Source organism: Bacillus cereus group sp. BfR-BA-01408, from assembly GCF_022663305.1.
In the GTDB taxonomy this organism is placed as follows: Bacteria; Bacillota; Bacilli; order Bacillales; family Bacillaceae_G; genus Bacillus_A; species Bacillus_A pacificus.
Genome location: NZ_JAKUFF010000011.1, coordinates 1 through 24206, shown reverse-complemented (window position 1 = coordinate 24206; position 24206 = coordinate 1). Strand labels below are relative to the sequence as shown.

Here is a 24206-nt window from a genome sequence, read left to right as displayed (position 1 = left end):
TTTGTTCCCCCGCATCTTTTATCCATTATAAAAACATCCTTATTTAATGGTAGTATAGCATAAAACCTACCAAAACGAACATACATTCTACATTAAATTAATGTAAATTAAAACACACTACTCAAAACACTTCTCCTTCTCTCTAAACTACCCATTACACACTTCTCTCCACCATATTTGCTACACCAATTCCTCAAAATCCCCTTCACATAAGCAAACGTTCGCTTATTCTGTTCAAATGCAATTTTAAGTGCCTCTAATACTCTCTCTCCTGAAACTTTTCGTATCCACTCTTTCAATTCCTTCACGATATATGGGGATAGACTACTTATATGTTGCTCGTAAAACTTATAAACCTCACTATGTGGAGTGTCCTCTTCCACTTCCACATCTTTTATTTCTTCAACAACTTCTTGTAAACTACTAGTATCCTCTTCTTCTGGCATACCAAAATACTGCAATAACAATGGAATCTTCCATTCTTTTTCCAGACATGTACGTAAAAACATATGTATGAATTCTTTATTTTTTACAGTCTTTAACTCACGTAACACACATTTTTCTACATTCGTATTTAAAATTGGATTATAGTGTAGCCAATTTATGATGTATAACTCTTTCGTTTCCGCATCGTATAAAATCTTTCCGTATTCAACAAACCTATTTAATAACTTCTCAACAGTCTCCATATTGTAGCCTGTTTCAAGTTCTGCCACACGCTTCGGTAATACGTAAATTCCACATTGCTTCGTTTTCGTACCAGTTAACAAATATATGTAAAAATAACGCTCCTCTGGCGTTACATCTAATATGAATTCATCTTGCCAAAAGTTCACTTGCACATTACGGTACACCGCCATATGTTTACCTCCCCCTTGTATTCATAAAAAGGTAGATTTCAATCCTTCAATATACATATAGGAGTGAGGGCTTGGTTTTTGCAGTTGAATTCCAAATTTTTTTAACTACTACAACGACGGTTTTATTTTTTCGCGCTTTTTTGTTCTTGTAGTTGTTTTTGTTTTGTTTTTTCTTAGTGATTTATTACTTGGTAGGTGCTTATAAGGGGCTTGGAAGGGGCTTAATAAGGGCTTATATAAAAAGGAGCTGTTCCAAATTCTCATTTTGGATAGCTCCTTTATCATTCTTTCTATTTTTGACTTGCATCTAACATCTTCACTAAAAAGGCAGCTGCTTCACCACGAGTTGCTGTCCCTTTCGGATTAAACTCATTATTTCCAACACCAGTAACTACTTTTAAGCTATATAATCGTTGAACAGGCTGTTTATATGTGATCAAATGTTTATCCCTAAATGGCAATGCAACTAATTCACCTGTAACACCGTTATACTGTAATGCGTTGTCAATCATGATCGATGCTTCTTCACGTGTAATAGATGCGTTAGGATCAAAAATCCCGCCGCCACGACCGTTAATAATTCCCGCACTTGCACTACGTTTAATACCGCTATGAAGGGATGGATGCGCTTTATTAATATCTACAAATGACTTATTTCCTTCCGGTAGCTTGAGAGCATTTGAGATTAATGTTGCAAACTCAGCTCTCGTAACATTACGATAAGGCGCAAATACACCATTTCCTTCACCGTTCATAATTCCTAGGCTGTTCAGCTTACGAATGTTCCCTTCAAACCATCCACCTGTAATATCATCTTTTGGTTTTTGTACTTCTTTATGTGGCACATTATAGTTTATTTTAATCCAACTTGGGTTATAGAAAATCCACTCATCGTTACCTACTTTATACCAACCATTTTTAACTGCAAACACTTTGTAACGATCTCCGTTTGAAGCTTTACGAACGATATGATGTTCAAGTCCCGAACCACTACGTACGTTTATACCATCACCATTCACTACAAGCTCCATATTAGGTTCAGCTGGATTATATTCATTGGAATCAAATAGCTCATTTCTTTCTTGTAAAGGCGAATCAATTTGTGCGTTAACATTTGCATACCATTGAATACCTTGTACGAATCCAGTCCAATTCCCACGAGAAATTAAAATATCAGGACAGTTTTTCCCGCTCCATTGTTGATGCCTATAAATGTGGTCCGCACTAATACCTTCTTTGTTCATTAAATAACCTGCAAGTCTCTTTGCATTCTCTAACGCTTTATTGTAATCTCCATCTTGGTTAACTGAAATTTCGATACCGATAGATTCTCTATTTCCTGAGCCATCGCCATCTCCTGCATGCCAACCGTTTTCATTTGTTGGTAAGTGCTGATAAATTTGTTTATCGTCTACAGTAAAATGCCAAGAAGCTGTTCGGAACGTACCTTCCGTTGCTTGTTTATACAAATATTTCGCATGATTTTCAGCATTTGCACCACGAGCTGTGTTTGCAGTCTCATGAATTGTAATGTAGCGTGCTTTCATCGGATTTGCAGGACGAATATCAGGATTTCCAGCTGGAACAATCCACTCTACAAACGGGACACCTGCAAGTGTTCCATATTTCTTTGTAGTCATCGATGCACTATACTGAATAGCTCTTCGTTTTTCAACCGGCTTCATTTCACGAGTAGAGCCATCATTTCGACCGTCTACATGTTCAAATGCCTTTTCAATGTTTGAAATAGCTTCATCTTCCGCTACTTGACCTTTTTTCGCTTCTTTCATTTTATGTAACTCTTCTGTTTCATCATGTTTATGTTTATATTCTTCTAGAAGAATTTCCTCGTTCTCTGATACTTCTGCTTCATTAATTTGCATGTGATCTGGAGTTTCTAGATTGAAATTAGAATAACGTAATCCGTTCGTTCCACGCTCCCCTTGTGCAATACTAAGCTGGTCAGTATGAGATTTATTTATCTCTTCTGCTGATATTGATAAAGGTGCACTCCCTAAAATTACTAGACTTGTTGATAGTGCGATTACTCGTTTTTTAATATTCATTGCTGCAATCGATACCTACACTGTTCGTGTAAATATCTCAACCTCCCTTTATTTTCTCATTCGTGAAAGACTATGAATCTACTATGTATAAAAATATGGTTATTCCGCCTTTTTATAAACACTGCATTTTATCCCCAGCAGGCGAATGACTGGCACAGAAATTTATATGAACTGGGATGGCGTTTTGGCAGACGACATGTTAAATGACGAAGGCAACCAATTGGCGATGTATTACTTTAATAATGATGAGGAATGGAAGTATATAAGTGATTACTCAGACGTTTTTATAGACGAAGAAACTCTCTACCACGTAAAAGATACTTGGAAAAACTATTTCAAATTAAAAGAAGTTATTGATAACAGCTATAATTTGTGGAAAGACAACTTACAAAAAAGATAATTAATAAAGTCGATTTCTTATCTCCATAAGGAATCAACTTTATTAATAGTAAATTTAAATATTTTTTCATTTTAGCTTCTATTACAAATTCCCTTTAACGTTTTCGACAATCTCGTTTATCGTATTTCGATCAAACTTATCACTAATTTCGTATGGCTCACGATCTCCTACTAATTGTACGCCTACGATATGGTTGCGATCCTTACCATATTGCACTTCAATAATCGATCCACGCTCTATTTGTTTCCAAACGAGACTTGCTTCATCTTTATTATCTAAAATAATACAGTCCTCAATATTTTCATCAATCCCAATTAACTTATTATCATCCATATATCCAACCTCGTATTGTTGACGTTCTTTCGCTTTTCCGCTTACTACTATACCTTTGCTTCCATACGAGTAATCCGTATAGTCCTTTTTCTCTGATTGTATCGCTTTCGGTTCTTTTGCTTCAGTTTTTTCAGTATTTCCACACCCCACAATCATACTAATTGGCATAACTACAGTTAATACTACTCTAGTAAATTTCTTTATCATTTATAACCAACCTCACATGTTTAACTTTACATTTATCCTCTTACCAAATAATAACATAATAATACCGAGAAAGAGCCAAAGATACAGTGAAACTTTAATCAGTAGTTTTTCATCCTAAAAATCTAGACTTTCAAAATCACTATCTGCACTATCGACAAATTATAGAAAGTAGACATCCTACTCACATAAGATTTAAAATTAGAAAGTATGGAAAACATGATAAAAAATATAGGCTAGTTGTTCGCAATTAAAATGGTTTTTACATGAAGAAAGGAAGTACACAGCTTTGGATTTTAAAACAGTTATGCAAGAGCTTGAAGCCCTAGGCAAGGAACGAACGAAAAAAATATACATATCTAACGGTGCGCACGAGCCAGTTTTCGGCGTAGCTACAGGTGCTATGAAACCAATCGCAAAAAAAATAAAAATAAACCAAGAGTTAGCAGAAGAACTTTATGCCACAGGCAACTACGATGCTATGTATTTTGCAGGCATTATTGCGGACCCGAAAGCTATGAGTGAGTCTGATTTTAATCGATGGATAGACGGAGCGTATTTTTATATGTTGTCTGATTATGTGGTGGCAGTCACTTTATCAGAATCAAATATCGCACAAGATGTTGCTGATAAATGGATTGCAAGTAAGGACGAGCTACAAATGTCTGCAGGCTGGAGTTGCTACTGCTGGCTTTTAGGAAATCGCAAAGACGATGAGTTTTCTGAAAGCAAAATTTCCGATATGCTTGAAATGGTGAAAAAGACAATCCATGATTCGCCAGAACGAACTAAATCCGCTATGAATAATTTTCTAAACACGGTAGCAATTTCATATGTGCCACTACACGAAAAGGCAGTCGAGATTGCAAAAGAAGTTGGTATAGTTGAAGTAAAACGTGATAATAAAAAAAGCAGTTTGCTAAATGCTGCAGAGAGTATTCAGAAAGAACTTGATAGAGGAAGACTTGGTTTCAAGCGTAAATATGTAAGGTGTTAGATGATTAAAAGGGTGTCAATCTAAGTAAGATTGACACCCTTTTTTAATGAGAAAAATGAATGAATTCCCCCTGCACACCTTATCCGTTAAACATTTCTTCATTCAATTTATAAACCCTATCTCTTTTCTCATCACTTTTGACAAAAATAAGCTTTCCTTCTTTAACAAATCCTTCTAATAGTAAGCATACTTCTCCATATGCTTTCGGCTTATTCGTTGTGAATCTTTCATCTGATATTTTTCCAGCTCGTATTAATTGTTCACACAGCTCAAGTGCACTTATTTCTTCAGAATCCATTAATTCCAATATATCTCTTTGCAATGGTGATAAAGGTACTGGTATTTCAGCTACCTCCACCTTTTCTTTCTCGTTTTCTTCTTCAAATAAATCTTCAAATGAAATTTGATTCATTACTTCTTTTCCTTTCTAACGATTGATTTGTATAAAGCGTAGTTATTGTTATGTAGTACGTACCTTAATACATACATGTCAAACTCATGTACATCGTTTCATATAGTATATTTCGATTATACCAAATATACGTTCTGTTTTCTATCGTGGAATGGAAAACAGAACATTTTACTGTATGTACCATTATTAAATAACGCCGAATATTCATTATTCGAATATTACATTTTTAGTTATATCATCAAAGACTCATCCATATTATGTAAATGCATGCATCGTAATGAGTATATTTAATAAAGTTAAATGAAACTGGGGAGACTTGCGCAAATGGGTGAGAAAACAAGCAAAGCTATAAAACCCCCACTGATTAAAGTTTATTTTTCTTGGTGCTCCGCTTCCCATTCACTTAAATACGTTGCATATTCTAATTCATCTGGATCATCATATAACATAGAAATAAACTCTAATTTATTTCCATCACAATCTAGAAAATATACGCTTGCAGCTGGCATCCACCTTTGGACAATTGGCTCTTCATTTCCTTTCCCCTGACTCCCTACTACCTCTATTCCACGTTTTTCTAACCACAATTTAGAATTCTTTAAAAACGCTACATCTACACGAAAGGCGAAGTGTTTCGTCTCAAAATCTTCATTACTATGTACTTCCCATAATCCAAGCATTTGTTCTTTATTTTCTCCTACCCATAAGAAAGCAACCCGCCTTTTCGATAGTTTTTTTGCTAATATTAAACCTAACTTATTTTGATAGAAATCTATCGCCTTTTCTAAATTTCTTACATGTAAATGCGTTTCATATATGCTTTGTATCATTATGATTCCTCTCCCCTACATTCCAATTTTTTGAAAATATTTTGTTTTTATCATACAAATAAATACATTTGAAATCATCCTACTTTTGTATAATTCCCCCTTACTACAAAGGTATATATCTAACATTATCATTTATATCCCAACACCAAATTTCAATCAAAAACACATTTACATTCTAGTAAATACATTCTTAAATTTTTATAATGTAATAAGAGTGACATCTTAACAATAGAGGAGGAACCATTCTGGATAAAACCAAAGTTATGGCTTATTTTAGTATAACGGGTGATATATTCCCTGTTGAAGCAATTACCGACGCCCTAAATATCGAACCTACAAGAACTTATAAAAAAGGTGATATTGTCGCAAGACGTGATAATCCAAATCTTGTATCCACAAAAAAACTATATAGAAAAGAGACGGATTGGAATTTAAGCACTGGCTATCAAGAATCATACGATATAAATAATCAGTTGCATGTTATTCTAAAATCACTTGAAGAGAAAACAGAACCATTAAAACAGCTTAAGAAAAAATATGATTTAGAATTTCTATTTATGGTAGTCATTCAAATTGAGAATAACGAATCACCCGCAATGTATTTACAAAAAGATATACTTGATTTCGCTAGTTCGATTCAAGCAGAAATTCATTTTGATCTATATATTTACTAAAAATAAAAACGCTATTGATGTTAGAATCAATAGCGTTTTTTTATGTGACTAGATGTGTGAATTATTTTGTGAGAACAAAGCAGATTCATTTTTATGTAACCTTTTTCACTTTGATTTCCCCGTCTATCTTCACTTCATAAAAGGTTGGCTCTTCCATACGACGAGATGGTGTCCATACGTGATAAACAGTCTTATTTCACGCTTTCTTCAACGAAAACAGAATATAAATTTTTTCAATTTCATGCGATTCTTCTAAAATCCATGAGGTTTGAGCTAAAAGCTTCTGTAATCCTTCCAATCCAAGATATCTAATTTGCACGCCAATAAACTCTGTAAACCCAAGATATCCTGGATTAACATATGCTCGGTCGAAAATTAACGAACCCGTCACCCTGGCATCCGCTGGGGAATTTTCAAAGAAACGGTCTAAATTCTCAATAATATCCGAATCCGAACCATACTCAAAAAGCCCCCCCTCCGATGAACAGAGCTGAATCCAACCTGAATGATCCAAGCTCATTTTTAATAATGACTCCGATTGGCTCCAGTTATAATGTATTGTGTTAAGTGTTATATCAAGGCCATAAAAGCGTTCTCCCGGTTGCTTCAAAGCATCGATGCACCGCTTTGCGAAATTAGGGCCGTACGTATCAATATCTAAAATGTTAATTCCAATCTTTCGTCCCTTAAGTAATTCTGGGTCCGATTCCTGAATTAAAATCAAAGTATTGATACTGTCTGCAGCAGCTCCACCAGCAATATTAAAAAAACAAAGGCCACGTTCAGGAAACGCCCTAAGCTGAGGCAACAAAAGTTCCGACTGCTGTCTGCAAAGATCCCTCAGCCTAATCCGAAGTCCCATAAAAGAGGTTTGCTTTACCGCCCACTTGTCCCGGAAGCCTAATTTTATCCCCTTACTTAAATCAGGTCCAAGTTTGTACAGTAACGTACGCATACCACTAAGATAAGAATCATCAACATTCGACATTTTCACAAAAATGTTCTGAATAAAACCCGGCATCTTTTTTAATGCTTCAATGCTCCGTGCTGATTTAAGGCAATTCAAATGATACGCCTGTTCATCAATACTTGCATTGAACAACGGGTGCGTAATATCCAAAATCGGTAATTTCATTTCATTCTCAAAAACTACATAGAGAATTCGCTCATTTTGATTTGCTTCCATTTTTGAACTCCACCTCGTTTGCACACTGAATTTTGAATTAACAAAAATCCAAAGATAGTGTAACTGCTCTTCCAGGAAGATTTAACGTTACAATTACGCATTTTCTATACAAAAAATATAACTATTTATAGTATGCTTTATGATATTATTATTTTCTTCCAAATAACAAAATTGATGGCGTACGGATTAACCAGCACTCGGCGTATTTACCTATTTCCCTCTGCAAAATTATAGTTTTAGCTCTATAATCCATGCCCGAACAACTAACTTCATCCTCTCTAGAAAATATCCATTCATTCTATTCAATTCCTAATCTACCTATTCCTTCCTTACTCAGTAACAAAACAAGCCACCCAATTCAAATGAATTGGGTGGCTCTATACTATAAAGAGAATTTGCTATTTGTATTACTTCAATTTCCCCTCAAAGACAATCTTTCTGCCGCACGGTTCCACTACTGTTTTGCCGTCTTTCTTCACTTCATGAAAGATTGGCTCTTCCATGCGGCGAGACGGTGCATAGCCTTCTTGTTCCATACGTGCTAAGCAGTCTGTAATTGTTTCGTTTTCGAGTACTTCAAATTTCTTTTTATTAGGTTGTTTTGTCATGCCCTAACCTACTTTCTATTTTTCTTGATGCGAATTGATTCTTCATGTAGATCATATATAACATTGCGAGAATTCCTATTATAATCATAACCGCAATAAAAAAGCTTGTATACTGTATTTTTTCTATAAATACGCCTCCTAATACAGGTCCCAGTATACTCCCTAAACTAAAGGCGATTCCAGCTAATATATTACCTGCTGGCAATAAGTGTCTCGGTAATAAATCTGTCATAAATCCAAGTCCTAACGAGAAGCACGATCCAATGACCATACCAGCTAACAACATGCAGGCAAAGACGATCCAGTAATATTGATCAAATACGGCTGCTAGCAAGAAAATGCCCGTACTTATGCTGAACGTCCACGTTAAAATACGGTCCCTTCCGTATTTGTCACTTAATATACCGAGCGGAATTTGTGTAATAATGCCCCCAACTGCAAATGCTGGTAATAAGAAGGATACTTCTGAAACAGACCATCCTTTACGAAGCGCATATACTGGTAAGTTACTGTTTAACATTGCTTCCAGTACGCCATATGCAAGTGGTCCCAGCAGTGCAATCCATCCTAATCCAACAACTTGTTTATAACGAGAAAAGGATGATTCACTCTTCACTTCTCTTTCATCTTGCGCCGGGAATGCATTTTTCGTTGGCAGTAATAACAGCCAACCTATTAAACAAAGTACAGTAGATATAATAAATGGCGTTGCAAGACCGTACTGCACAGTGCTTGCTAAATACGGACCGACGGCAAAACCAATTCCGAAGAATACACCGTATATCGATACTTGTCTCCCAATTTTACTCGGGTCTGATGTTGTCGTAATCCATGTTTGTGTTCCGACATGAAGCATATGATCTCCGACTCCAACTAGAAATCTAAGGATAAACCATACCCAAAACGAAAATGTTTGTGTAAAAAAGAATAATGAAATAATAACGAGAAACCCACCAATCACAATAATTGGCTTCATTCCAAATTTTTGCATCGGTTTTTCAAGAAACGGCGAGATTACTAATATCCCAATATATAGTGCCGTCGCATGAATACCGTTAATACTTGAACTAACCCCTTCTTGTTCAAAAATCATTGCAATGGCCGGTAAGAGCATACCTTGTGACAAACCTGAAATTGCTACAATCCCAACCATAATCCAAAAAGTAAAACGCAGTGACATCCCTTTCCCTCTCCTTCTCCTTCTCACGCTTTCCACTTTTCATTATAAACTGTTTCTGCAAATGCGTGTACGAATATTCGCAATTAAAAAGAAGCTAAAAGAATGAATCTTTTAGCTTCCTATCCTTCCCAAACTTGTGCTTTCACATTGTTATGAAATTGCTTGAAGTACGGATTTTTATAAAATGCAGTTCCATATACGTGTTGCTGTGCGCTAACGATTGGTTGTTGCGGATATTGCATTTGTAACGGAACTACAGCTGGTGAAATCTGCATATACAGCGGAGCTATCATCAATTTTGTATATATATGATGATTATATGGTGAATGCGCAATTAAGAGCGGATGATGCATGGATAATCTCCCCTTTTACATACAATGTTATAGCATATGCAATACCTTTCATTTCGGGGATTATTTCTGTTCTAACCAATCCTCTACATGCTTTATAAATACATCTAAACAATCAATAAACGGTGAATGACCGCAATCTTCTAATAATTGCAATTCAGCATTCGGCAAATGTTTCGCTAACTCCTCACCCACTACTTGCGGTACGACATAATCTCTGTCACCTTGTATGACAAGCGTTGGAGTTTTAATACGATGAATTTGCTTATTTCCCTCTACAACCCCGTTATGTTCATCCGAAATATTAAATGTAATGAGCGCATAATTCACATCTACGAAATTACGTTGCGTTAACATATCGTCTAAATACTTTTCATAACGATCTGGTTCAGGTTGATTATGTGTATATATTAATAGATTCCATACTGTTCGGTAATATAATTTATTCATATTTTTTATCGCATCTAGCACTGGAGCAATTTGTACAGGATCTTGTGCAACCTCTTCCTTCGTCTTTACTAAACTTGATACGATTGGCTGCCCGTTTATATCTTTTTTAAAAATTGGATATCCCTTCATGCCCACCGATTCTACTAAAATTAACTTTTCGACAAACGTTGGATGATTCGCTGTAAATTGCATCGCAACACCACCGCCCATTGACCAGCCCATTAATGAAAATTTCTCTAGTTTTAATTGATCAATAAATAGTTTTACATCTTCTGCAAAATCTTGTATGGAATCTATCGCTTTATTATATGTTGATTGACCAAATCCTCTTAAATCAAGAGCGTAAATATGGTATTGATCTTGCAGCTTTTCAATGACTAAATCCCAATGTTGTGACGATGTCATGTTTCCGTGAATGAGTACAAGAATTTCTGCATTTTGCCTTCCAACTTCCTGATACGCAATCGTTTCTCCGTTCGATAGTGAAACAAACTCCATTGTTGCAGGCTTAATCATCACAAGTTCCCCCATTCTTTTTAATAGAAAGAAAATTCTTTACTTAATTAAAGAATAACATGCAGAATGTATGTTCTCAACAAAAAAGCGATACGAAATTTTTACATAAATCAACATGTCTATTACTAGACAATTATAATAAAAAAGTATATAGTTAGCTAGGTAACTAATTTGAAAGGATCAACATACATGGACGAAAAACAACATTTTTTTCACATTGTCAGCCAGACTTCTCGCAAGTTTACGAAGAAATTTAATGAACGCGTATCTCCCACTGGGTTATTTAGTGCGCAATGGGCTGTAATTTTCCGTATTAATCAAACTGGTTCTTGTACGCAAACAGAATTATGTCAGTATTTAAATGTTGAATCACCAACGATGACTCGTACGTTAACACGTATGGAAACGATGGGATGGATTATTCGTACTGAAGGAAAAGATCGCCGTGAGAAGCTCATTTCTTTATCAGAAACAGCGATAAAGATGATTCCAATATGGCAAGAAGAAGTTGATACTTTCGAAGAAAAAACGCTAGAAGGTATTAACGAAGATGATTTACATCAAGCATTTCAAGTGTTACAACAAATTATTAAAAACTTAGATTAAATTGGAGGGATGACGATGCAAAGTGAGAAACTTTGGACGAAGGATTTCCTCGGAACTTGTTTTAGTAGTCTATTTCTCTTCTTAACATTTTATATGCTTATGACTACTTTACCCGTCTATGTAATAGACGGCCTAAAAGGAAAACCTGAGGAAATTGGTTTAGTTGCAACTGTATTTCTTATTTCATCTGTATTATGTCGACCATTTACAGGAAAATGGCTCGATGATTTAGGAAGAAAGAAAATATTATTTATTTCACTTTCTTTATTTTTAGCTGCTACTGTTATGTATTTCGGTGCGCAAAGTTTATTTTTATTACTTGCCCTTCGCTTCTTACATGGTATTGGGTTCGGTATGGCAACAACAGCAACTGGTACGATTGTCACAGATGTTGCGCCAGCTCATAGACGCGGCGAAGCACTTGCCTATTTCGGCGTATTTATGAGTTTGCCGATGGTAATTGGTCCTTTTTTAGGTTTAACAATTATTTCTCATTTTTCATTCACTGTACTATTTATCGTTTGTTCCGTATTTTCATTGCTTGCATTTTTATTAGGACTACTTGTAAATATTCCGCATGAAGCACCTGTAAGCAAACAAAAACGAGAAAAAATGAAATGGAAAGACTTACTTGAACCATCTTCTATTCCAATCGCTCTTACAGGATTTGTTTTAGCCTTTTCTTATAGTGGCATTTTATCCTTTATTCCTATTTATGCAAAAGAGCTCGGTTTAGCTGACATTGCAAGTTACTTCTTTATTTTATATGCACTTGTTGTTGTCATTTCTCGTCCATTTACAGGTAAGATTTTTGATCGCTTCGGTGAAAATGTACTTGTTTATCCAGCTATTATTATTTTCACAATTGGGATGTTCATTTTAAGCCAAGCACAAACTTCATTTTGGTTCCTTGGCGCAGGTATGTTAATCGGTTTAGGTTACGGAACATTAATTCCTAGCTTCCAAACGATTGCGATTTCTGCAGCTCCAAACCATAGACGTGGTTCTGCGACAGCTACGTACTTCTCATTCTTTGATAGTGGTATTGGCTTTGGTTCTTTCATTTTAGGTATCGTCGCAGCGAAATCAAGTTACCATAATATGTATTTCATCGCAGCCATTATCGTTGCGTTCACTTTACTTCTTTATTATGGATTACACGGACGAAAACAAAAGTTCAAGAAACAACATACAGACGGAAAAGTTTCCGCTTAACATAAATAAGGAAAGTAAACTTCCCCGTTTACTTTCCTTATTTTGTATTTCTTTCAATTGAAGCGTATACTTATAATAGAAAAAACAAGGAGGGACCGATATGAAACTTAAAAAATCTCCCCTACTCTTACTCATAATCACATTTATATTTGTAATTACAGGGCTCGGTTTTACATACTTCAAACATAATAAAACGACTCCATCGAAAAATAACGTGACGAAGAAAAATTGGATAGATGACCCGTACTTACGTTGGTCGTATACACATATGAAAGAATTCACTTTAATTAATGAGGTGAAAAATAACCCGGATCACGTTTTTCACTTCTCTACCGCATTGCAAAACTTAGACGATTTTGCTGGGGAGCGTAGATTTGGAAATACAACTCCTCTAAAAAAACTTTTAGATGATAACAAAACGGATGCTTTCGTCGTTGTACATAATGGACAACTTGTATATGAACGATATTTCAATGGATATAACGAGAGCGAACCTCATGGTATGGCGTCATTAGCAAAAGTATTTACCGGGGCAATTATACAATCTCTCGCTGAAGAAAACCGTATTGACTTAGAAAAAACAGCTGACACATATATAAAAGAATTAAAAAATACACCGTTTGGTAAAGCCTCGCTTCAGCAATTATTGGATATGCAAGTTTCTGTAGAATATCCTACTCACGGATATGAACATCCAGCATTAGAAAATCAAGATGCACAACTATATTTAGCAAGCAATATTTTACCTCGAGGTAAAAATTACGACGGCCCGATGAAAATTTATGATATGTTACGAGAAGCAGAAGAAACTGCACCGCCTGGTTCCGATTTTTCTTACGATAACGGATCAGCAGAAACACTCGCTTGGGTGATTCGAACGATCACTGGTAAATCATTAGCTGAAAATGTTAGTGAGCGTATTTGGTCTCAAATTGGTATGGAAGAAAACGCGTATTACGTAACAGATGAAACAAAAGTTGAACAAGCTAGTGCTGGTTTAAATGCAACTGCTAGAGATATGGCTAGATTCGGGCAATTACTATTAAACAACGGGGAATATAACGGAAAACAAATTCTCCCTTCTTCTATTACTGAAGATATAAAAAATGTCCAAGAAGGTGAACTTGCAGTTGGCCCTGGCGCTTCCATTTCTTATCATAATCAATGGTGGATTCCGCACAATGAACAAGGTGCTTTCGAAGTGTTAGGTAGTTACGGACAAACACTTTACATCGATCCGAAAGCGAATATGGTAATTGTCCACTTCTCTTCTAATGCTACGCCAAGTAATGAAATCCATTCCGTTTACTCCAATATGTATATTGACATTGCACATCATTTAGAGAAGCTTCCACAGTAGTGGAAGCAGGAGTTTAAACCTTACATGTATGACTATTTGATTGAACACACGATCTGTTGTGTTGAAACGTCAATATATCTAAAAAAAAGGAGCTCTCTTGATCAAGAGAGCTCCTTTTTTTATTTCTTCTTCTTTTCTGTCGGTTGACTTTGTTTAGCGAAATTAGATGAATCATCGAAATTTGGTTGCTTTTTACCAGCATTATTACTTCTACCTTTTCCCATATGTAATGCACCTCCCCTCATCCTTACTATTCCCAATAAAAAAATCCAAATGCTGATGCACAATAAATTAATAATGATAACTGATAACATTAAAAAATATGGTTACAAGATTTGCGAATTGATTATGATATATTTAAGAAACCCCGATCTACTTTCACCTAAGTAAAAAAGCACCCTATAAACCGGGCGCTTTTCTCCAACCTAATGACTAATAGTAGCAGTTGGATATAATGTTGTTCCTCCAATTGAAACCTTTATTTCATTTGTTAATGGAACATTTTGTTCATTAATAATGGTTCTCCACCATTCCCATGCAAGACCTGTACATTCTCTTGCTACGATTTTTATATTTTTTGAATTTGGTGGAAGAGGGATTACCGTAGAGTAATGAGCTGTTTTGTCTTTGCCACTACCTTCCCATGTTTTATGTGTTAATACTTCTTTCCCATTTTGATCAAATGTGAATTCATCCCAAGATACATCAAATTGAGCAACATATGCACCGTAATGATCAAGTGTCATTTTTGCACTTGAATATTCTGTCGTTGTCGTCTCGATATAATCTGTATTGTTATGAACAGCAGCAGTTGCATTATCTTTTAAGAAAGTGCTTGTATATGAAATTGGGTATGCTGGATTTTTAAAACTTAATTCAGCATTATCTTTAATAATATTTCGAATTTCATTGAAATCTTTTGTAACAACCTTGTTATGCTCTTTCGCATCTCCGCCTAATACGACCGCAGTAAAGGTACTTTCTTCAAAAATATCTTTGTACTGTCCACTCGTTTCGACACTGTTATTCTTAAGTAAAGCTTTAAAAGCAGCTTGTACATCTTTACTCTTAGATGTTGTTTCTAATTTTACATAAACCGTTCTGCCATAAGCTACATTTGAGACCATAACAGGTGGTGCTGAATTACTTACTCCTTTACGAGTTAGCTCATCAAAAGTAACACTATTATCAAATAGATCGGATGGATTGTTAGGTAGTTCAGCACTTACGGTATAGAATATTTGCTTATATGCCGCCACCATCACTTTTTTCTCTCCATTTGCAACCGCATTAAAATCAATGTTTAAACTGTTATCAAGATATTTCGCATTAACATTAAGAGCACTTGCGATTTGTGATTTACTATACACCATAGATTCTGTATACTGCATTCTTGCAGGTAACGTATGTGTTGCGGAATACTTTTCATTCCAAGTAGATACTAAATCATCTACTGCTCCAGCTACATTACCATATGTCGGATTTTGGACAGTGATTGTATTTTCTTTTCTCATACCAGGTAAGTCTATACTAATATTCAAAGGCTTTCTCTTAGCCACTAATAAACTCGGTTGATTGTCTGCAAAAGCTTTATTGGCAAGTTGTACAGCTCCTGGATACGTGCGATTTGCTACAGAATCAATAATCGAAATATCGACTGGTGACGTTGTAAGTGATTTTTTCTCACGTTCCACTACTACAAATTTACCATTTGAATTGATACTTTCTTTCGGAACAAAGCTCTCTACTTTATCACCATTTACAGCTAAAACCTCTTGATTATTATATGTAAGGTTTGCTATACCAGTATCAATGCTACTAGCATTTTTAGCTATATCAGTTGCACGACCGGCTTGTGTTTCTGCGAAAGAAATAGATGAATAATTAAGAGTGCATAGACTAACGAATAAACATGCAAGGAGCTTTCTTCTTTTGGTATTTTTCTTAATATTCAGAAAAATCACCCCGTTCTTTTTTTAGTAAGACATGATAGCTAACGAATAAACTTACATAAACGCTTTTAAAAGTTCTTGGACTAAAGGTATTACTCCACCTAAAAATTTTAAAACGGCCATTGCGATTTCCATATTACTTCCTCCTCTTTGCTGTATTAAGATGTTTTGTATATTTATGCTTTCATTATAATAAGCTTTTACATTTGCATCAATTCATTTTTATATGCAATATTTCATATTGAGGAAAAGCAACTTTTTCTGCCAGGGTGATGATGGTACTACTCTTCTTGACAATATTTCAATCTTCATAAAACATCAGAATTTTCTAAATATAAAAGGTTATGAACGAAACAACCTCGAATAATTGTAATACATATACATAAGGAGGTTGATCTATTTTGTTTCGTTCTTTTACTAATGGCTGCGTCGCCTTAGTGCAACGTTTCTTGCCAGAACCGTTTATTTTATCATGTTTATTAACCGTATTTGTTATTTTCTTCGGCATGTTTGCAACGCATCAAACACCTGTGGAAATGATTAATCACTGGGGGAATGGCATTTGGGGACTTCTCGCCTTTTCTATGCAAATGGCACTTGTACTCGTGACAGGATCTGCTTTAGCAAACGCTCCTCTCATTAAAAAATGGTTAACGAAAGCTGCAAGACTACCGAAAACGAATGGACAAGGTATTATTGCCATTTCAATCGTAAGTTTACTAGGGGCGTACATAAACTGGGGCTTTGGTATTGTTGTATCTGTTTTATATGCAAAGGAAGTAGCAAGGCAACTTGAAGGATTAGATTATAGGTTAGCCATTGCCTCTTCCTACTCTGGATTTCTCATTTGGCATGCGGGGCTTTCTGCTTCTATCCCTCTTACGTTAGCAACTGGAGGCGAAACGTTAATGAAAACGACAGCTGGAAGTATTAAAGAAGCGATTCCAATAACAGAAACGTTATTCTCACCATACGCACTTGTACCAGTTATTATTTTTCTCGTTACGATGCCTCTCATTAATAAAGCGATGCATCCAGATGAAAAACATACGATAACGGTAGATCCTAGCGTATTCCATGAAGAAGCTGCCGCTCAAGAAGTAGGGAAAAATACGTTCGCTGAGAAAATGGAAAATAGTATCATTATTACACTTTGCGTTGGATTGTTAGGTCTCATTTATATTTTCAATTACTTTTATACGAAAGGCTTTAACCTTACACTTGATATCGTTATTTTTATGTTATTAATTGCTGGACTTATTTTCCACCGTACTCCGATTCAATATATTCGTGCTTTTTCAGATTCTACAAAAAGTGCTTCTGGTATTTTACTTCAGTTTCCATTTTATGCAGGAATTATGGGCATGATGATTGGAGCAAATAGTGAAGGACTTTCACTTGGAGGAGCTATTTCAAATTTCTTTATTAGCATTTCAAACGAAACGACTTTCCCACTCTTTACTTTTTTAAGTGCTGGCATCGTTAATATTTTCGTTCCATCTGGTGGCGGTCAATGGGCTGTGCAAGCACCCATTATGATTCCAGCTGGTGCTGAACTTGGTGTACCTGCTGCAAAAACAGCAATGGCCATTGCATGGGGCGATGCTTGGACGAATTTAATTCAACCTTTCTGGGCATTACCCGCATTGGCAATAGCTGGTTTAGGCGCTCGTGATATTATGGGATTTTGCGTCGTGAACTTACTATATGCAGGATTTATCATAAGTCTATGTTTCTTATTTATTTAAACGAAAAGCTAGTTTTATACTAGCTTTTTTATATAATAAATCTCTTATTTCCCACGCAATTTATAATCGTTTCCCACTCTACCTCCGTAAGATGTAATGACTCAAATGCAAAAAAATCTTCGCAAATTTTTCCGATCAGGTGTGGATGTTCCCTCAAAAAATTCCACTGTAACACTTTAGGAAGAAAATATGTTTCATATTCTTTACTTCCCATTACTACCTCATCAACTTCTCTTTCACAAATTCCTCTTATTAAATAATCATTTCTTAATTGTTTTTGAATTTGTTCAAACGTTTCGCTACATTTTTTCAATTGAAGTAAACATGTAATATACGTTCGCAAAAGTTCGGTGTCATCCCCGCAACACTTTATAATACGTTCCATTTCATTCATAGTGTACGAGCCTTTTCTTCTATTTGTAATAACCACTTTTCCCGCTTCTCTCGTTTACTCGTTTTTACAGATTGAAATACTGACCGTTTTATATCGTGAATGCCGCAAAAACGTAAAACACCTCTCTTCATTATAATCCAATCTGCTGATCTATATAGTAATGCGACGTACCATAACGGTGAGTCTAACGTATTAATTACCCATGCCTTCTTACCTTTCAATAAGCCTTTCGGCAGGGTCCCTTCATATTTATAAGCAAATCCAGCTACGAAAATGCGATCAATAAATCCTTTTAAAATAGCAGGCATCCCCCACCACCATATTGGATATATAAAGAGTAGCGTATCCGCTTCTTCCACCAACGTTCTATACCGAGCTGTTTCTTCTTCATTTACTAAATCACGTCTTTTCTTCTCTTCATTAAAGACAAGGACGGGATCAAATTGTTCTTTATATAAATCAAGTACTGTAACCGAATGATTAGTTTCTTGCAATCCTTTTTGCACATGCTCTAAAATCGCCGCGTTAAAGCTTGAAGGACTAGGATGAGCGTATACAATTAGTACATTCACTACAAAACAACTCCCTCTATAAGTTAAAGTTTCCCCTTCTTTAACATCTTCTCTACAATTTGCACGTTTTTTGAACTTTGTAACAAGCGATGTAGTACCGTTAGTAACTCTTCCTTTTCTAAACCTTTCAGTTTCTCTTTCACCTTACTCTCACCAGCATCTTGAATATCATAAACAACTGCCGCCATATGCTTGCAAAGATTCTCATACGGACACTCGCAGCTACTTTCTGTAAAATCTTCAAGATCAATAATCACTTCATAGTTTCCTGCATTTCCAGTAACGAAAGCAAATATTTTCTTGTCTTGTATTTCAACATCTTCTACATGTCCATCTTCATAATATTCATAACCTTTATCCATAATGTACTTAGGAATCCACTTCGTTATATCATGTAATAAGTAAGCGTACATCATAGCACCTCTTCCTTTAATTCCCTTTTGACTTCTAGAGCCACTGCATGTTATTCTAATAACTGTCAAATAGCAAGTCTATGTGACAAAAACGACTGACACCTATTCGGCGAAGGTGTCTCTTTTCATTTGCAGCCGATATGAATTGCCTCTTTCAGGCACATTCAATTTTTGACACTACACACTCAACACCATTCCCTGTATCAGGCTGCTTAAGCAGTCTTTTACTCTACATACTTCAAAAAAAGAGAGCTTAGCTCCCTTTTCTCGCCTTATAAAATACCCCTTTTTCAGCATAGAGATATTCATCAGCTAATGTAATTTTCCCATCCAGTTTCAGTTCATCTAATAGTCTTGATAAATAAAATTGATGTAACATCTTTTTCGTGAATTTTCCTTCATGATGCGAAACGATATGTTCTTGAATATCTAACAATGATATCGGCTTATCTTGCTCTATCATATATTCATAAACTGTACTACGCAGTTTGACGTATTTTTCGAGTGTCACAGTAATGCGCAACCCCTTTCTTCTTAATATAAATTTTCGTAATCGGTTTTTTTGCAATAAAAAAACCTCTCCGATAAGAAGAAGTTACGTATATATCTTCGTCTTATCTCCCAGAACAAATATGTTCTGCTGGAATTAGCACCTGCATCGCGGTTGCTGGGTTTCATCGGGCCAGTCCCTCCACCTCTCTGGATAAGAAAATATTCACTTAATTCTTACTATACGTAATTTCATTTTAATTGTCAAACAAATATAACGAATTATATTTTCTTCTTTACTGTTCATACTATACATATATGAGTATGCAAGGAGGATTATGAAATGCATCAAAATGCTCGCGGATATGTACAAGATTCGTTTCAATCGTTACAAGAAGCAAAACATTGTTTAGAAGAAGCACTACAGACTGTTGAAAAAGATTTTAATCGCGCTCGTATTGAGCAATCTCTTTATGCGATCGAACAAGCTATTCAACGCTGTGATTACACCGTTCACATTTTAGAACAAGAGTGAAAAAACTTCCCATCATAAGGTGGGAAGTTTTTTCAAATGGCATACTTCATAATTATTGCCGTTATAATTAAAAAATATACAGAAAAATGCTCCTTACAATATGTAAGAAGCATGAAAGAGGCAAACGAATATGTAAGTCGCGACCCTACCTTATATGAGTATGCTTTTCTATACCATGTTATGCTTATCCAATATGCCATATTTCTTTTTAAATCTTGTAAGAATCGTAATCCAAGACGTACTAAATAGTAGTAAGAACACAACATTTGAAATTGCATGGCTCAAATCGAAATAAAAACTTGCGATATAATACGAAATGACTGTTTCCCACGTTGCCTCTCGTATAAAACCGAGAAGCCCCCAGAAATTCATAATCCAGCCAAATAAAAATCCAACAAACAATCCGTATAGAAGTCTTCCCCATAACTTTTTCATTAAAAATGTATTCCGCAATAATCCAGCTATAAAACCAATCATACCCCATGAAAACATTTGCCACGGCGTCCACGGACCTTGTCCTAAAAAAATGTTAGATACGATAGCCGCTGTTGCACCAATCATAAAACCAGTTTCACTTCCAAACACAATTGCAGAAACAATAATGACAAAAGAAGTCGGTTGTACACTTGGTAAAACAGAAAATGGTACACGGCTCACTGCTGCAATTGCTGCTAACACAGCAACGAGAACAATTTCACGTGAAACAAACGCCTTCCTTTCAAAACGGATATAAAAAGGTAACATAATAACAACTAATAAAAACAAACTACTTAACATGTAATAACCGTCCATGATAAGTGTAGTAAAAAGTAATGTACCTATCATCACTGCAAAAATACATATTATGAATGCAACATATCGTTTGGACACGCTTCGTACACATCCTCCCACGTTAATGCATATGGCAATTCTTTTCGAATAAATCGATTGATAGAGGTTGTATAAAAGAAGTTGCCACTAAAAAATTCTTTCGGTGCATCATTCATAATGACTGCTCCATCAAATAACATCATGCATTGATCCACGTATTTCGCTGCAAACTCAATATCATGCGTTGCCATTACAATTGTTGTACCTTCTTTTTGCAGTTTCCTAAATAACTCTCCTACTCTTTCTTTCTTCCACGGATCTAGTCCTTTTGTCGGTTCATCCAGTAATAATAAAGTCGGCTTTGACAATAACGTCGTACATAATGCAAGTAATTGTTGCTCTCCCCCGCTACAATCATGCGGATGGCGTTCTTTAAGTGCATATAGCCAAAACTTTTTAAGCTGTTGTTCTGCTATTTCTTTTCCTTGTTCTCCGTATAATTCACGCGCTCGTTCATACACCTCGTCCCACACTGTATCAAATGTAAAATGATAATACGGATGCTGCGATACATACCCGATACTTTTAAATCGTTCTTTCGAATCAATTTTATGTATCACTTTCCCATTCCACTTTACTTTCCCTCTTCTCGCTTTTTGTAATCCCGCTAAAATCGTTAGCAGTGTAGACTTCCCTGTACCATTTTTTCCAACGAGAGCTACCCATTTTCCTTTTTCAATCGATACTGTTAAATCTCGTAAAATGAGCGGACTATTCTTTTCATATTGAAACGAAATATGCTCTGCACTTAAAATGACTTCTTGCTTTTCCCTTTGTACTATTGGCTCATTTACATATGATATCGCTGAAAAATCATTCATTTTCATTTGTGCTTCTCGCACTGTAAATGGTATATCTTTCGCATTCCACTCTAAAAACAATCTTGGGATTTGTGGAATAAATGGACGAAATCCTTCTACTTCCCACATATTTGCTACAACTGTTTTCGGACTACCGTCATACACGATTTGGCCGTTACTCATACAAATAACGCGCGTAGCAAGTGGTATTACCTCATCTAAACGATGTTCACTTAAAACGATCGTAATGCCAAGTTCTTCATTAATACGCTTTAACAACCCTAAAAACTCTTTCGCAGCAATCGGATCTAACTGCGCAGTTGGTTCATCTAATAATAGTAACTTCGGCTGCATAACTAATACTGCAGCTAAATTGACAAGTTGCTTCTGCCCGCCAGATAACGTATGAACAGATTGGTGCAATAAATCTTGGAATCCTAAGAAGCTAATAAGCTCGGCTATTCGTTTTTGAATAATATGAGATGGTAATCCGATATTTTCTAAAGAAAATGCTAATTCTTGAATGACCGTATCCATTACGAGCTGATTTTCTGGATTTTGAAATACCATGCCAATTTCTTGGGCAGATAACAAGTCCGGTACATTTTCTAATAAAGTACCATCATAATATGTATCCCCAGTACGCTTACCAATTGGAAGTAATTCTTTTTTTAAATGTTTTAATAAAGTCGTCTTCCCGGATCCTGATCCTCCAGCAAGTGCAATAAACTCTCCTTTTTGAACAGAAAGAGAAATATGCTGTAACGCTTTTTCGTTTTCATCAGCATATACAAATGATAAATTGTTTATTTCTGCATGCGCCACCATATCCATTCCCGTCCTTCCATTATAATTGGTAAACTAATAAACATCGTGAATACGACAAACATCATCCCATCGTATTGCTGAAATAGAACCGATTCGACTTTCGGATAAATGATTAACTTCCCTCCGCCATATGTACTACATATAATAGCAGCTATAAATAGAATACTTAAATAACTGAGCGTATACCAATCGCGTCTTTCCATTCTATACCGAATATAAGTCGTACGTTTCGTTACACCAAATCCACGAGCTTGCATAGAATCTGCCGTTTGTAATGCATCTTCTAATGAACAAATTAATAATACTTGCAATAATTGCATACCATTTTTCATGCGTTCAACAATAGAACCTGCATCTACTTGTACACCTTTCGTTTTTTGGACGAGTGTTATTTTCTGTAATCGCCTCATAAACAAAGGAACAAATCTCACTGTAATCATCGTTAACAATGCTACTTTCGGTGAAATTCGAGAAAACAAATATAAAAATTTATGACTTGAAATAATATCATTATACGAAGCAAAGGTAAACATAATCGCAACTAATAATAACCCCATTACTACTCCATACATAATCGCCTCAAGCTTAATACGGCTATCACCTAACCAAAATAATGTAGTTCGACCTCTATGCGTTAATAACGAATTAAATAAAATGACCATAATAAAGAAAACGATTGTGCCCGGTAACATCTTTCTTATCTTGTCGCTATTCCCTTGCATCACATTGATTATAACGATTAATAGAATTGCTCCAATTAAAAAAAGAGGATGAAGACACATCATACATAGTATCATCACCCCGATATAATAGAAAAAATTCACAAAAGGATGTAAAGAAGAAAAACTGATTTTCATAGTCCTTTACCGAATGCCTTTCTTATTTTAATACAAACACCCACTCGATTGTATCGCCTGGTTTTACTGTAACTACACCTGCACTATGGTTTGGAAACGAACCGTTCACACGATATTTCCATCCACTAGTAGCGGTAATATCTTTTTCATATAAATCATTAATCCCTTTTACATAAATACCGTCTTTAGAGCCCATCGCATCAACATCTAAACCTGTACGCTGCAATACTTTATACACAGTATCGCCTTCTTGTACATCCACCTTTTTTGCCCCTAATAAATATCCTTCATTACCTTTTACTGAGATGGTGACTTGTTTTGCTTGTGGTTTAGGTGGTTCTGGTTTTATATCTACTTTTGGTGGTACTGGCTTTGGAACAGTCTGAGTCGGTATCGTTTTCTCCTCTTTATTCGGATCAACTTTTTGCTCCTGTTTCGGTGTTTCTTTCGGCTGATTTACAACCTTCGCTTCTTCTTTTACTTCTGGTGCTTTCGGTTGTT

The 24206-nt window shown here is 35.6% G+C and carries 26 protein-coding genes, 1 pseudogene and 1 riboswitch; of the genes and pseudogenes, 8 read left to right on the top strand and 19 right to left on the bottom strand.

Annotation, left to right across the window (positions count from 1 at the left end; genetic code table 11):
- Positions 1-107: 107 nt before the first annotated feature.
- Together MR083_RS08010 and MR083_RS08005 are read right to left on the bottom strand one after the other, a co-directional pair.
- Positions 108-860, bottom strand: a complete 753-nt coding sequence (locus MR083_RS08010) for a DnaD domain-containing protein (RefSeq protein WP_242268890.1) — start codon at positions 858-860, stop codon at positions 108-110.
- A 290-nt stretch (positions 861-1150) separates the two neighbouring features.
- Positions 1151-2926: an S-layer homology domain-containing protein gene (locus tag MR083_RS08005; RefSeq protein ID WP_242268888.1), complete on the bottom strand. Its 1776-nt coding sequence runs from the start codon at positions 2924-2926 to the stop codon at positions 1151-1153.
- Positions 2927-3065: 139 nt separating this feature from the next.
- On the opposite strand from MR083_RS08005, the pseudogene MR083_RS08000 reads away from it, so the two are divergent.
- Positions 3066-3326, top strand: a pseudogene (locus MR083_RS08000) (DUF7832 domain-containing protein); the annotation flags it as partial.
- An 81-nt stretch (positions 3327-3407) separates the two neighbouring features.
- Here the strand turns inward: MR083_RS08000 and MR083_RS07995 are convergent.
- Positions 3408-3866 (bottom strand): hypothetical protein, encoded by a 459-nt coding sequence (locus tag MR083_RS07995; RefSeq protein WP_000591659.1) that lies wholly within the window; start codon positions 3864-3866, stop codon positions 3408-3410.
- A gap of 286 nt (positions 3867-4152) precedes the next feature.
- Between MR083_RS07995 and MR083_RS07990 the strand changes: the two genes are divergently transcribed.
- Positions 4153-4860: a DNA alkylation repair protein gene (locus tag MR083_RS07990; protein WP_242268886.1), complete on the top strand. Its 708-nt coding sequence runs from the start codon at positions 4153-4155 to the stop codon at positions 4858-4860.
- 79 nt (positions 4861-4939) lie between these two features.
- Here the strand turns inward: MR083_RS07990 and MR083_RS07985 are convergent, their stop codons facing one another.
- Together MR083_RS07985 and MR083_RS07980 are read right to left on the bottom strand one after the other, a co-directional pair.
- Positions 4940-5272: a DUF3895 domain-containing protein gene (locus MR083_RS07985; RefSeq protein WP_001071915.1), complete on the bottom strand. Its 333-nt coding sequence runs from the start codon at positions 5270-5272 to the stop codon at positions 4940-4942.
- A gap of 371 nt (positions 5273-5643) precedes the next feature.
- A complete protein-coding gene (locus MR083_RS07980; protein WP_014893591.1) occupies positions 5644-6102 on the bottom strand; it encodes a VOC family protein in 459 nt (152 codons plus the stop codon).
- A 263-nt stretch (positions 6103-6365) separates the two neighbouring features.
- On the opposite strand from MR083_RS07980, the gene MR083_RS07975 reads away from it, so the two are divergent.
- Positions 6366-6776, top strand: coding sequence for a DUF4279 domain-containing protein (locus MR083_RS07975; RefSeq protein ID WP_000323208.1), 411 nt, complete (start codon positions 6366-6368; stop codon positions 6774-6776).
- 196 nt (positions 6777-6972) lie between these two features.
- Here MR083_RS07975 and MR083_RS07970 read toward each other — a convergent pair whose 3' ends face one another.
- The 5 genes from MR083_RS07970 to phaZ all read right to left on the bottom strand — a co-directional run bounded on the left by MR083_RS07970 (position 6973) and on the right by phaZ (position 11081).
- Positions 6973-7962: a hypothetical protein gene (locus tag MR083_RS07970; protein WP_000387972.1), complete on the bottom strand. Its 990-nt coding sequence runs from the start codon at positions 7960-7962 to the stop codon at positions 6973-6975.
- A gap of 407 nt (positions 7963-8369) precedes the next feature.
- Positions 8370-8570, bottom strand: coding sequence for an NETI motif-containing protein (locus MR083_RS07965; RefSeq protein WP_000166303.1), 201 nt, complete (start codon positions 8568-8570; stop codon positions 8370-8372).
- Positions 8554-9750 (bottom strand): MFS transporter, encoded by a 1197-nt coding sequence (locus MR083_RS07960; RefSeq protein ID WP_000058542.1) that lies wholly within the window; start codon positions 9748-9750, stop codon positions 8554-8556. The genes MR083_RS07965 and MR083_RS07960 overlap by 17 nt, the downstream gene beginning before the upstream one ends.
- Positions 9751-9869: 119 nt before the next feature.
- On the bottom strand, positions 9870-10103 hold the full coding sequence (locus MR083_RS07955; RefSeq protein WP_000546488.1) for a hypothetical protein: 234 nt from the start codon (positions 10101-10103) through the stop codon (positions 9870-9872).
- A gap of 60 nt (positions 10104-10163) precedes the next feature.
- Positions 10164-11081 carry an intracellular short-chain-length polyhydroxyalkanoate depolymerase gene (gene phaZ, locus MR083_RS07950; RefSeq protein WP_139303029.1) on the bottom strand — a complete coding sequence of 306 codons (918 nt, stop codon included), beginning with the start codon at positions 11079-11081 and terminating at the stop codon, positions 10164-10166.
- Between the two features lie 174 nt (positions 11082-11255).
- On the opposite strand from phaZ, the gene MR083_RS07945 reads away from it, so the two are divergent.
- From MR083_RS07945 to MR083_RS07935, 3 genes are all read left to right on the top strand, one after another.
- The gene (locus MR083_RS07945) at positions 11256-11672 is read left to right on the top strand and encodes a MarR family winged helix-turn-helix transcriptional regulator (RefSeq protein ID WP_000343675.1); all 417 of its coding nucleotides are present in this window, start codon (positions 11256-11258) and stop codon (positions 11670-11672) included.
- A 15-nt stretch (positions 11673-11687) separates the two neighbouring features.
- Positions 11688-12887, top strand: a complete 1200-nt coding sequence (locus MR083_RS07940; protein ID WP_242268884.1) for an MFS transporter — start codon at positions 11688-11690, stop codon at positions 12885-12887.
- A gap of 100 nt (positions 12888-12987) precedes the next feature.
- Positions 12988-14247, top strand: a complete 1260-nt coding sequence (locus MR083_RS07935; RefSeq protein WP_242268882.1) for a serine hydrolase domain-containing protein — start codon at positions 12988-12990, stop codon at positions 14245-14247.
- A 425-nt stretch (positions 14248-14672) separates the two neighbouring features.
- Here MR083_RS07935 and alo read toward each other — a convergent pair whose 3' ends face one another.
- On the bottom strand, positions 14673-16211 hold the full coding sequence (alo, locus tag MR083_RS07930) for an anthrolysin O/cereolysin O family cholesterol-dependent cytolysin Alo (RefSeq protein ID WP_242268880.1): 1539 nt from the start codon (positions 16209-16211) through the stop codon (positions 14673-14675).
- 389 nt (positions 16212-16600) lie between these two features.
- Between alo and MR083_RS07925 the strand changes: the two genes are divergently transcribed.
- Positions 16601-17947: a short-chain fatty acid transporter gene (locus tag MR083_RS07925; protein WP_000490036.1), complete on the top strand. Its 1347-nt coding sequence runs from the start codon at positions 16601-16603 to the stop codon at positions 17945-17947.
- Positions 17948-17975: 28 nt separating this feature from the next.
- On the opposite strand, the gene MR083_RS07920 is transcribed toward MR083_RS07925, so the two are convergent.
- The 4 genes from MR083_RS07920 to MR083_RS07905 form a co-directional block, all read right to left on the bottom strand.
- Positions 17976-18341, bottom strand: coding sequence for a hypothetical protein (locus MR083_RS07920; protein ID WP_001004512.1), 366 nt, complete (start codon positions 18339-18341; stop codon positions 17976-17978).
- Complete coding sequence (locus tag MR083_RS07915) at positions 18338-18913, bottom strand: NAD(P)H-dependent oxidoreductase (protein ID WP_001101659.1); 576 nt, start codon at positions 18911-18913, stop codon at positions 18338-18340. The genes MR083_RS07920 and MR083_RS07915 overlap by 4 nt, the downstream gene beginning before the upstream one ends.
- A 23-nt stretch (positions 18914-18936) precedes the next feature.
- Positions 18937-19326 (bottom strand): SWIM zinc finger family protein, encoded by a 390-nt coding sequence (locus MR083_RS07910; RefSeq protein WP_041184771.1) that lies wholly within the window; start codon positions 19324-19326, stop codon positions 18937-18939.
- Between the two features lie 253 nt (positions 19327-19579).
- The gene (locus tag MR083_RS07905; protein ID WP_000171475.1) at positions 19580-19837 is read right to left on the bottom strand and encodes a hypothetical protein; all 258 of its coding nucleotides are present in this window, start codon (positions 19835-19837) and stop codon (positions 19580-19582) included.
- A 100-nt stretch (positions 19838-19937) separates the two neighbouring features.
- Positions 19938-20036: riboswitch (SAM riboswitch) on the bottom strand.
- A 122-nt stretch (positions 20037-20158) separates the two neighbouring features.
- Here MR083_RS07905 and MR083_RS07900 point away from each other — a divergent pair.
- Entirely contained in the window at positions 20159-20350 is a 192-nt protein-coding gene (locus MR083_RS07900) for a hypothetical protein (RefSeq protein WP_000554030.1), read from the top strand.
- Positions 20351-20518: 168 nt separating this feature from the next.
- On the opposite strand, the gene MR083_RS07895 is transcribed toward MR083_RS07900, so the two are convergent.
- The 4 genes from MR083_RS07895 to MR083_RS07880 form a co-directional block, all read right to left on the bottom strand.
- On the bottom strand, positions 20519-21220 hold the full coding sequence (locus tag MR083_RS07895) for an ECF transporter S component (protein ID WP_000044910.1): 702 nt from the start codon (positions 21218-21220) through the stop codon (positions 20519-20521).
- Positions 21193-22854: an ABC transporter ATP-binding protein gene (locus tag MR083_RS07890; protein ID WP_242268877.1), complete on the bottom strand. Its 1662-nt coding sequence runs from the start codon at positions 22852-22854 to the stop codon at positions 21193-21195. The genes MR083_RS07895 and MR083_RS07890 overlap by 28 nt, the downstream gene beginning before the upstream one ends.
- Positions 22827-23705, bottom strand: a complete 879-nt coding sequence (locus MR083_RS07885; RefSeq protein WP_011040515.1) for an energy-coupling factor transporter transmembrane component T — start codon at positions 23703-23705, stop codon at positions 22827-22829. The genes MR083_RS07890 and MR083_RS07885 overlap by 28 nt, the downstream gene beginning before the upstream one ends.
- 22 nt (positions 23706-23727) lie before the next feature.
- Positions 23728-24206, bottom strand: a 479-nt coding sequence (locus tag MR083_RS07880) for a DUF4430 domain-containing protein (RefSeq protein WP_242268875.1), incomplete at its 5' end; no start/stop codon positions are given.

What these genes read in the sequence shown, in the direction of transcription:
- MR083_RS07960 (WP_000058542.1), bottom strand. Translation starts at nt 9,750, where the DNA reads ATGTCACTGCGTTTTACTTTTTGGATTATGGTTGGGATTGTAGCAATT.
- MR083_RS07890 (WP_242268877.1), bottom strand. Translation starts at nt 22,854, where the DNA reads ATGGATATGGTGGCGCATGCAGAAATAAACAATTTATCATTTGTATAT.
- MR083_RS07975 (WP_000323208.1), top strand. Translation starts at nt 6,366, where the DNA reads ATGGCTTATTTTAGTATAACGGGTGATATATTCCCTGTTGAAGCAATT.
- MR083_RS08010 (WP_242268890.1), bottom strand. Translation starts at nt 860, where the DNA reads ATGGCGGTGTACCGTAATGTGCAAGTGAACTTTTGGCAAGATGAATTC.
- MR083_RS07945 (WP_000343675.1), top strand. Translation starts at nt 11,256, where the DNA reads ATGGACGAAAAACAACATTTTTTTCACATTGTCAGCCAGACTTCTCGC.
- MR083_RS07920 (WP_001004512.1), bottom strand. Translation starts at nt 18,341, where the DNA reads ATGAATGAAATGGAACGTATTATAAAGTGTTGCGGGGATGACACCGAA.
- phaZ (WP_139303029.1), bottom strand. Translation starts at nt 11,081, where the DNA reads ATGGGGGAACTTGTGATGATTAAGCCTGCAACAATGGAGTTTGTTTCA.
- MR083_RS07985 (WP_001071915.1), bottom strand. Translation starts at nt 5,272, where the DNA reads ATGAATCAAATTTCATTTGAAGATTTATTTGAAGAAGAAAACGAGAAA.
- MR083_RS08005 (WP_242268888.1), bottom strand. Translation starts at nt 2,926, where the DNA reads ATGAATATTAAAAAACGAGTAATCGCACTATCAACAAGTCTAGTAATT.
- MR083_RS07955 (WP_000546488.1), bottom strand. Translation starts at nt 10,103, where the DNA reads ATGCATCATCCGCTCTTAATTGCGCATTCACCATATAATCATCATATA.
- MR083_RS07935 (WP_242268882.1), top strand. Translation starts at nt 12,988, where the DNA reads ATGAAACTTAAAAAATCTCCCCTACTCTTACTCATAATCACATTTATA.
- MR083_RS07980 (WP_014893591.1), bottom strand. Translation starts at nt 6,102, where the DNA reads ATGATACAAAGCATATATGAAACGCATTTACATGTAAGAAATTTAGAA.
- MR083_RS07900 (WP_000554030.1), top strand. Translation starts at nt 20,159, where the DNA reads ATGCATCAAAATGCTCGCGGATATGTACAAGATTCGTTTCAATCGTTA.
- MR083_RS07965 (WP_000166303.1), bottom strand. Translation starts at nt 8,570, where the DNA reads ATGACAAAACAACCTAATAAAAAGAAATTTGAAGTACTCGAAAACGAA.
- MR083_RS07995 (WP_000591659.1), bottom strand. Translation starts at nt 3,866, where the DNA reads ATGATAAAGAAATTTACTAGAGTAGTATTAACTGTAGTTATGCCAATT.
- MR083_RS07970 (WP_000387972.1), bottom strand. Translation starts at nt 7,962, where the DNA reads ATGGAAGCAAATCAAAATGAGCGAATTCTCTATGTAGTTTTTGAGAAT.
- MR083_RS07940 (WP_242268884.1), top strand. Translation starts at nt 11,688, where the DNA reads ATGCAAAGTGAGAAACTTTGGACGAAGGATTTCCTCGGAACTTGTTTT.
- MR083_RS07910 (WP_041184771.1), bottom strand. Translation starts at nt 19,326, where the DNA reads ATGTACGCTTACTTATTACATGATATAACGAAGTGGATTCCTAAGTAC.
- MR083_RS07885 (WP_011040515.1), bottom strand. Translation starts at nt 23,705, where the DNA reads ATGAAAATCAGTTTTTCTTCTTTACATCCTTTTGTGAATTTTTTCTAT.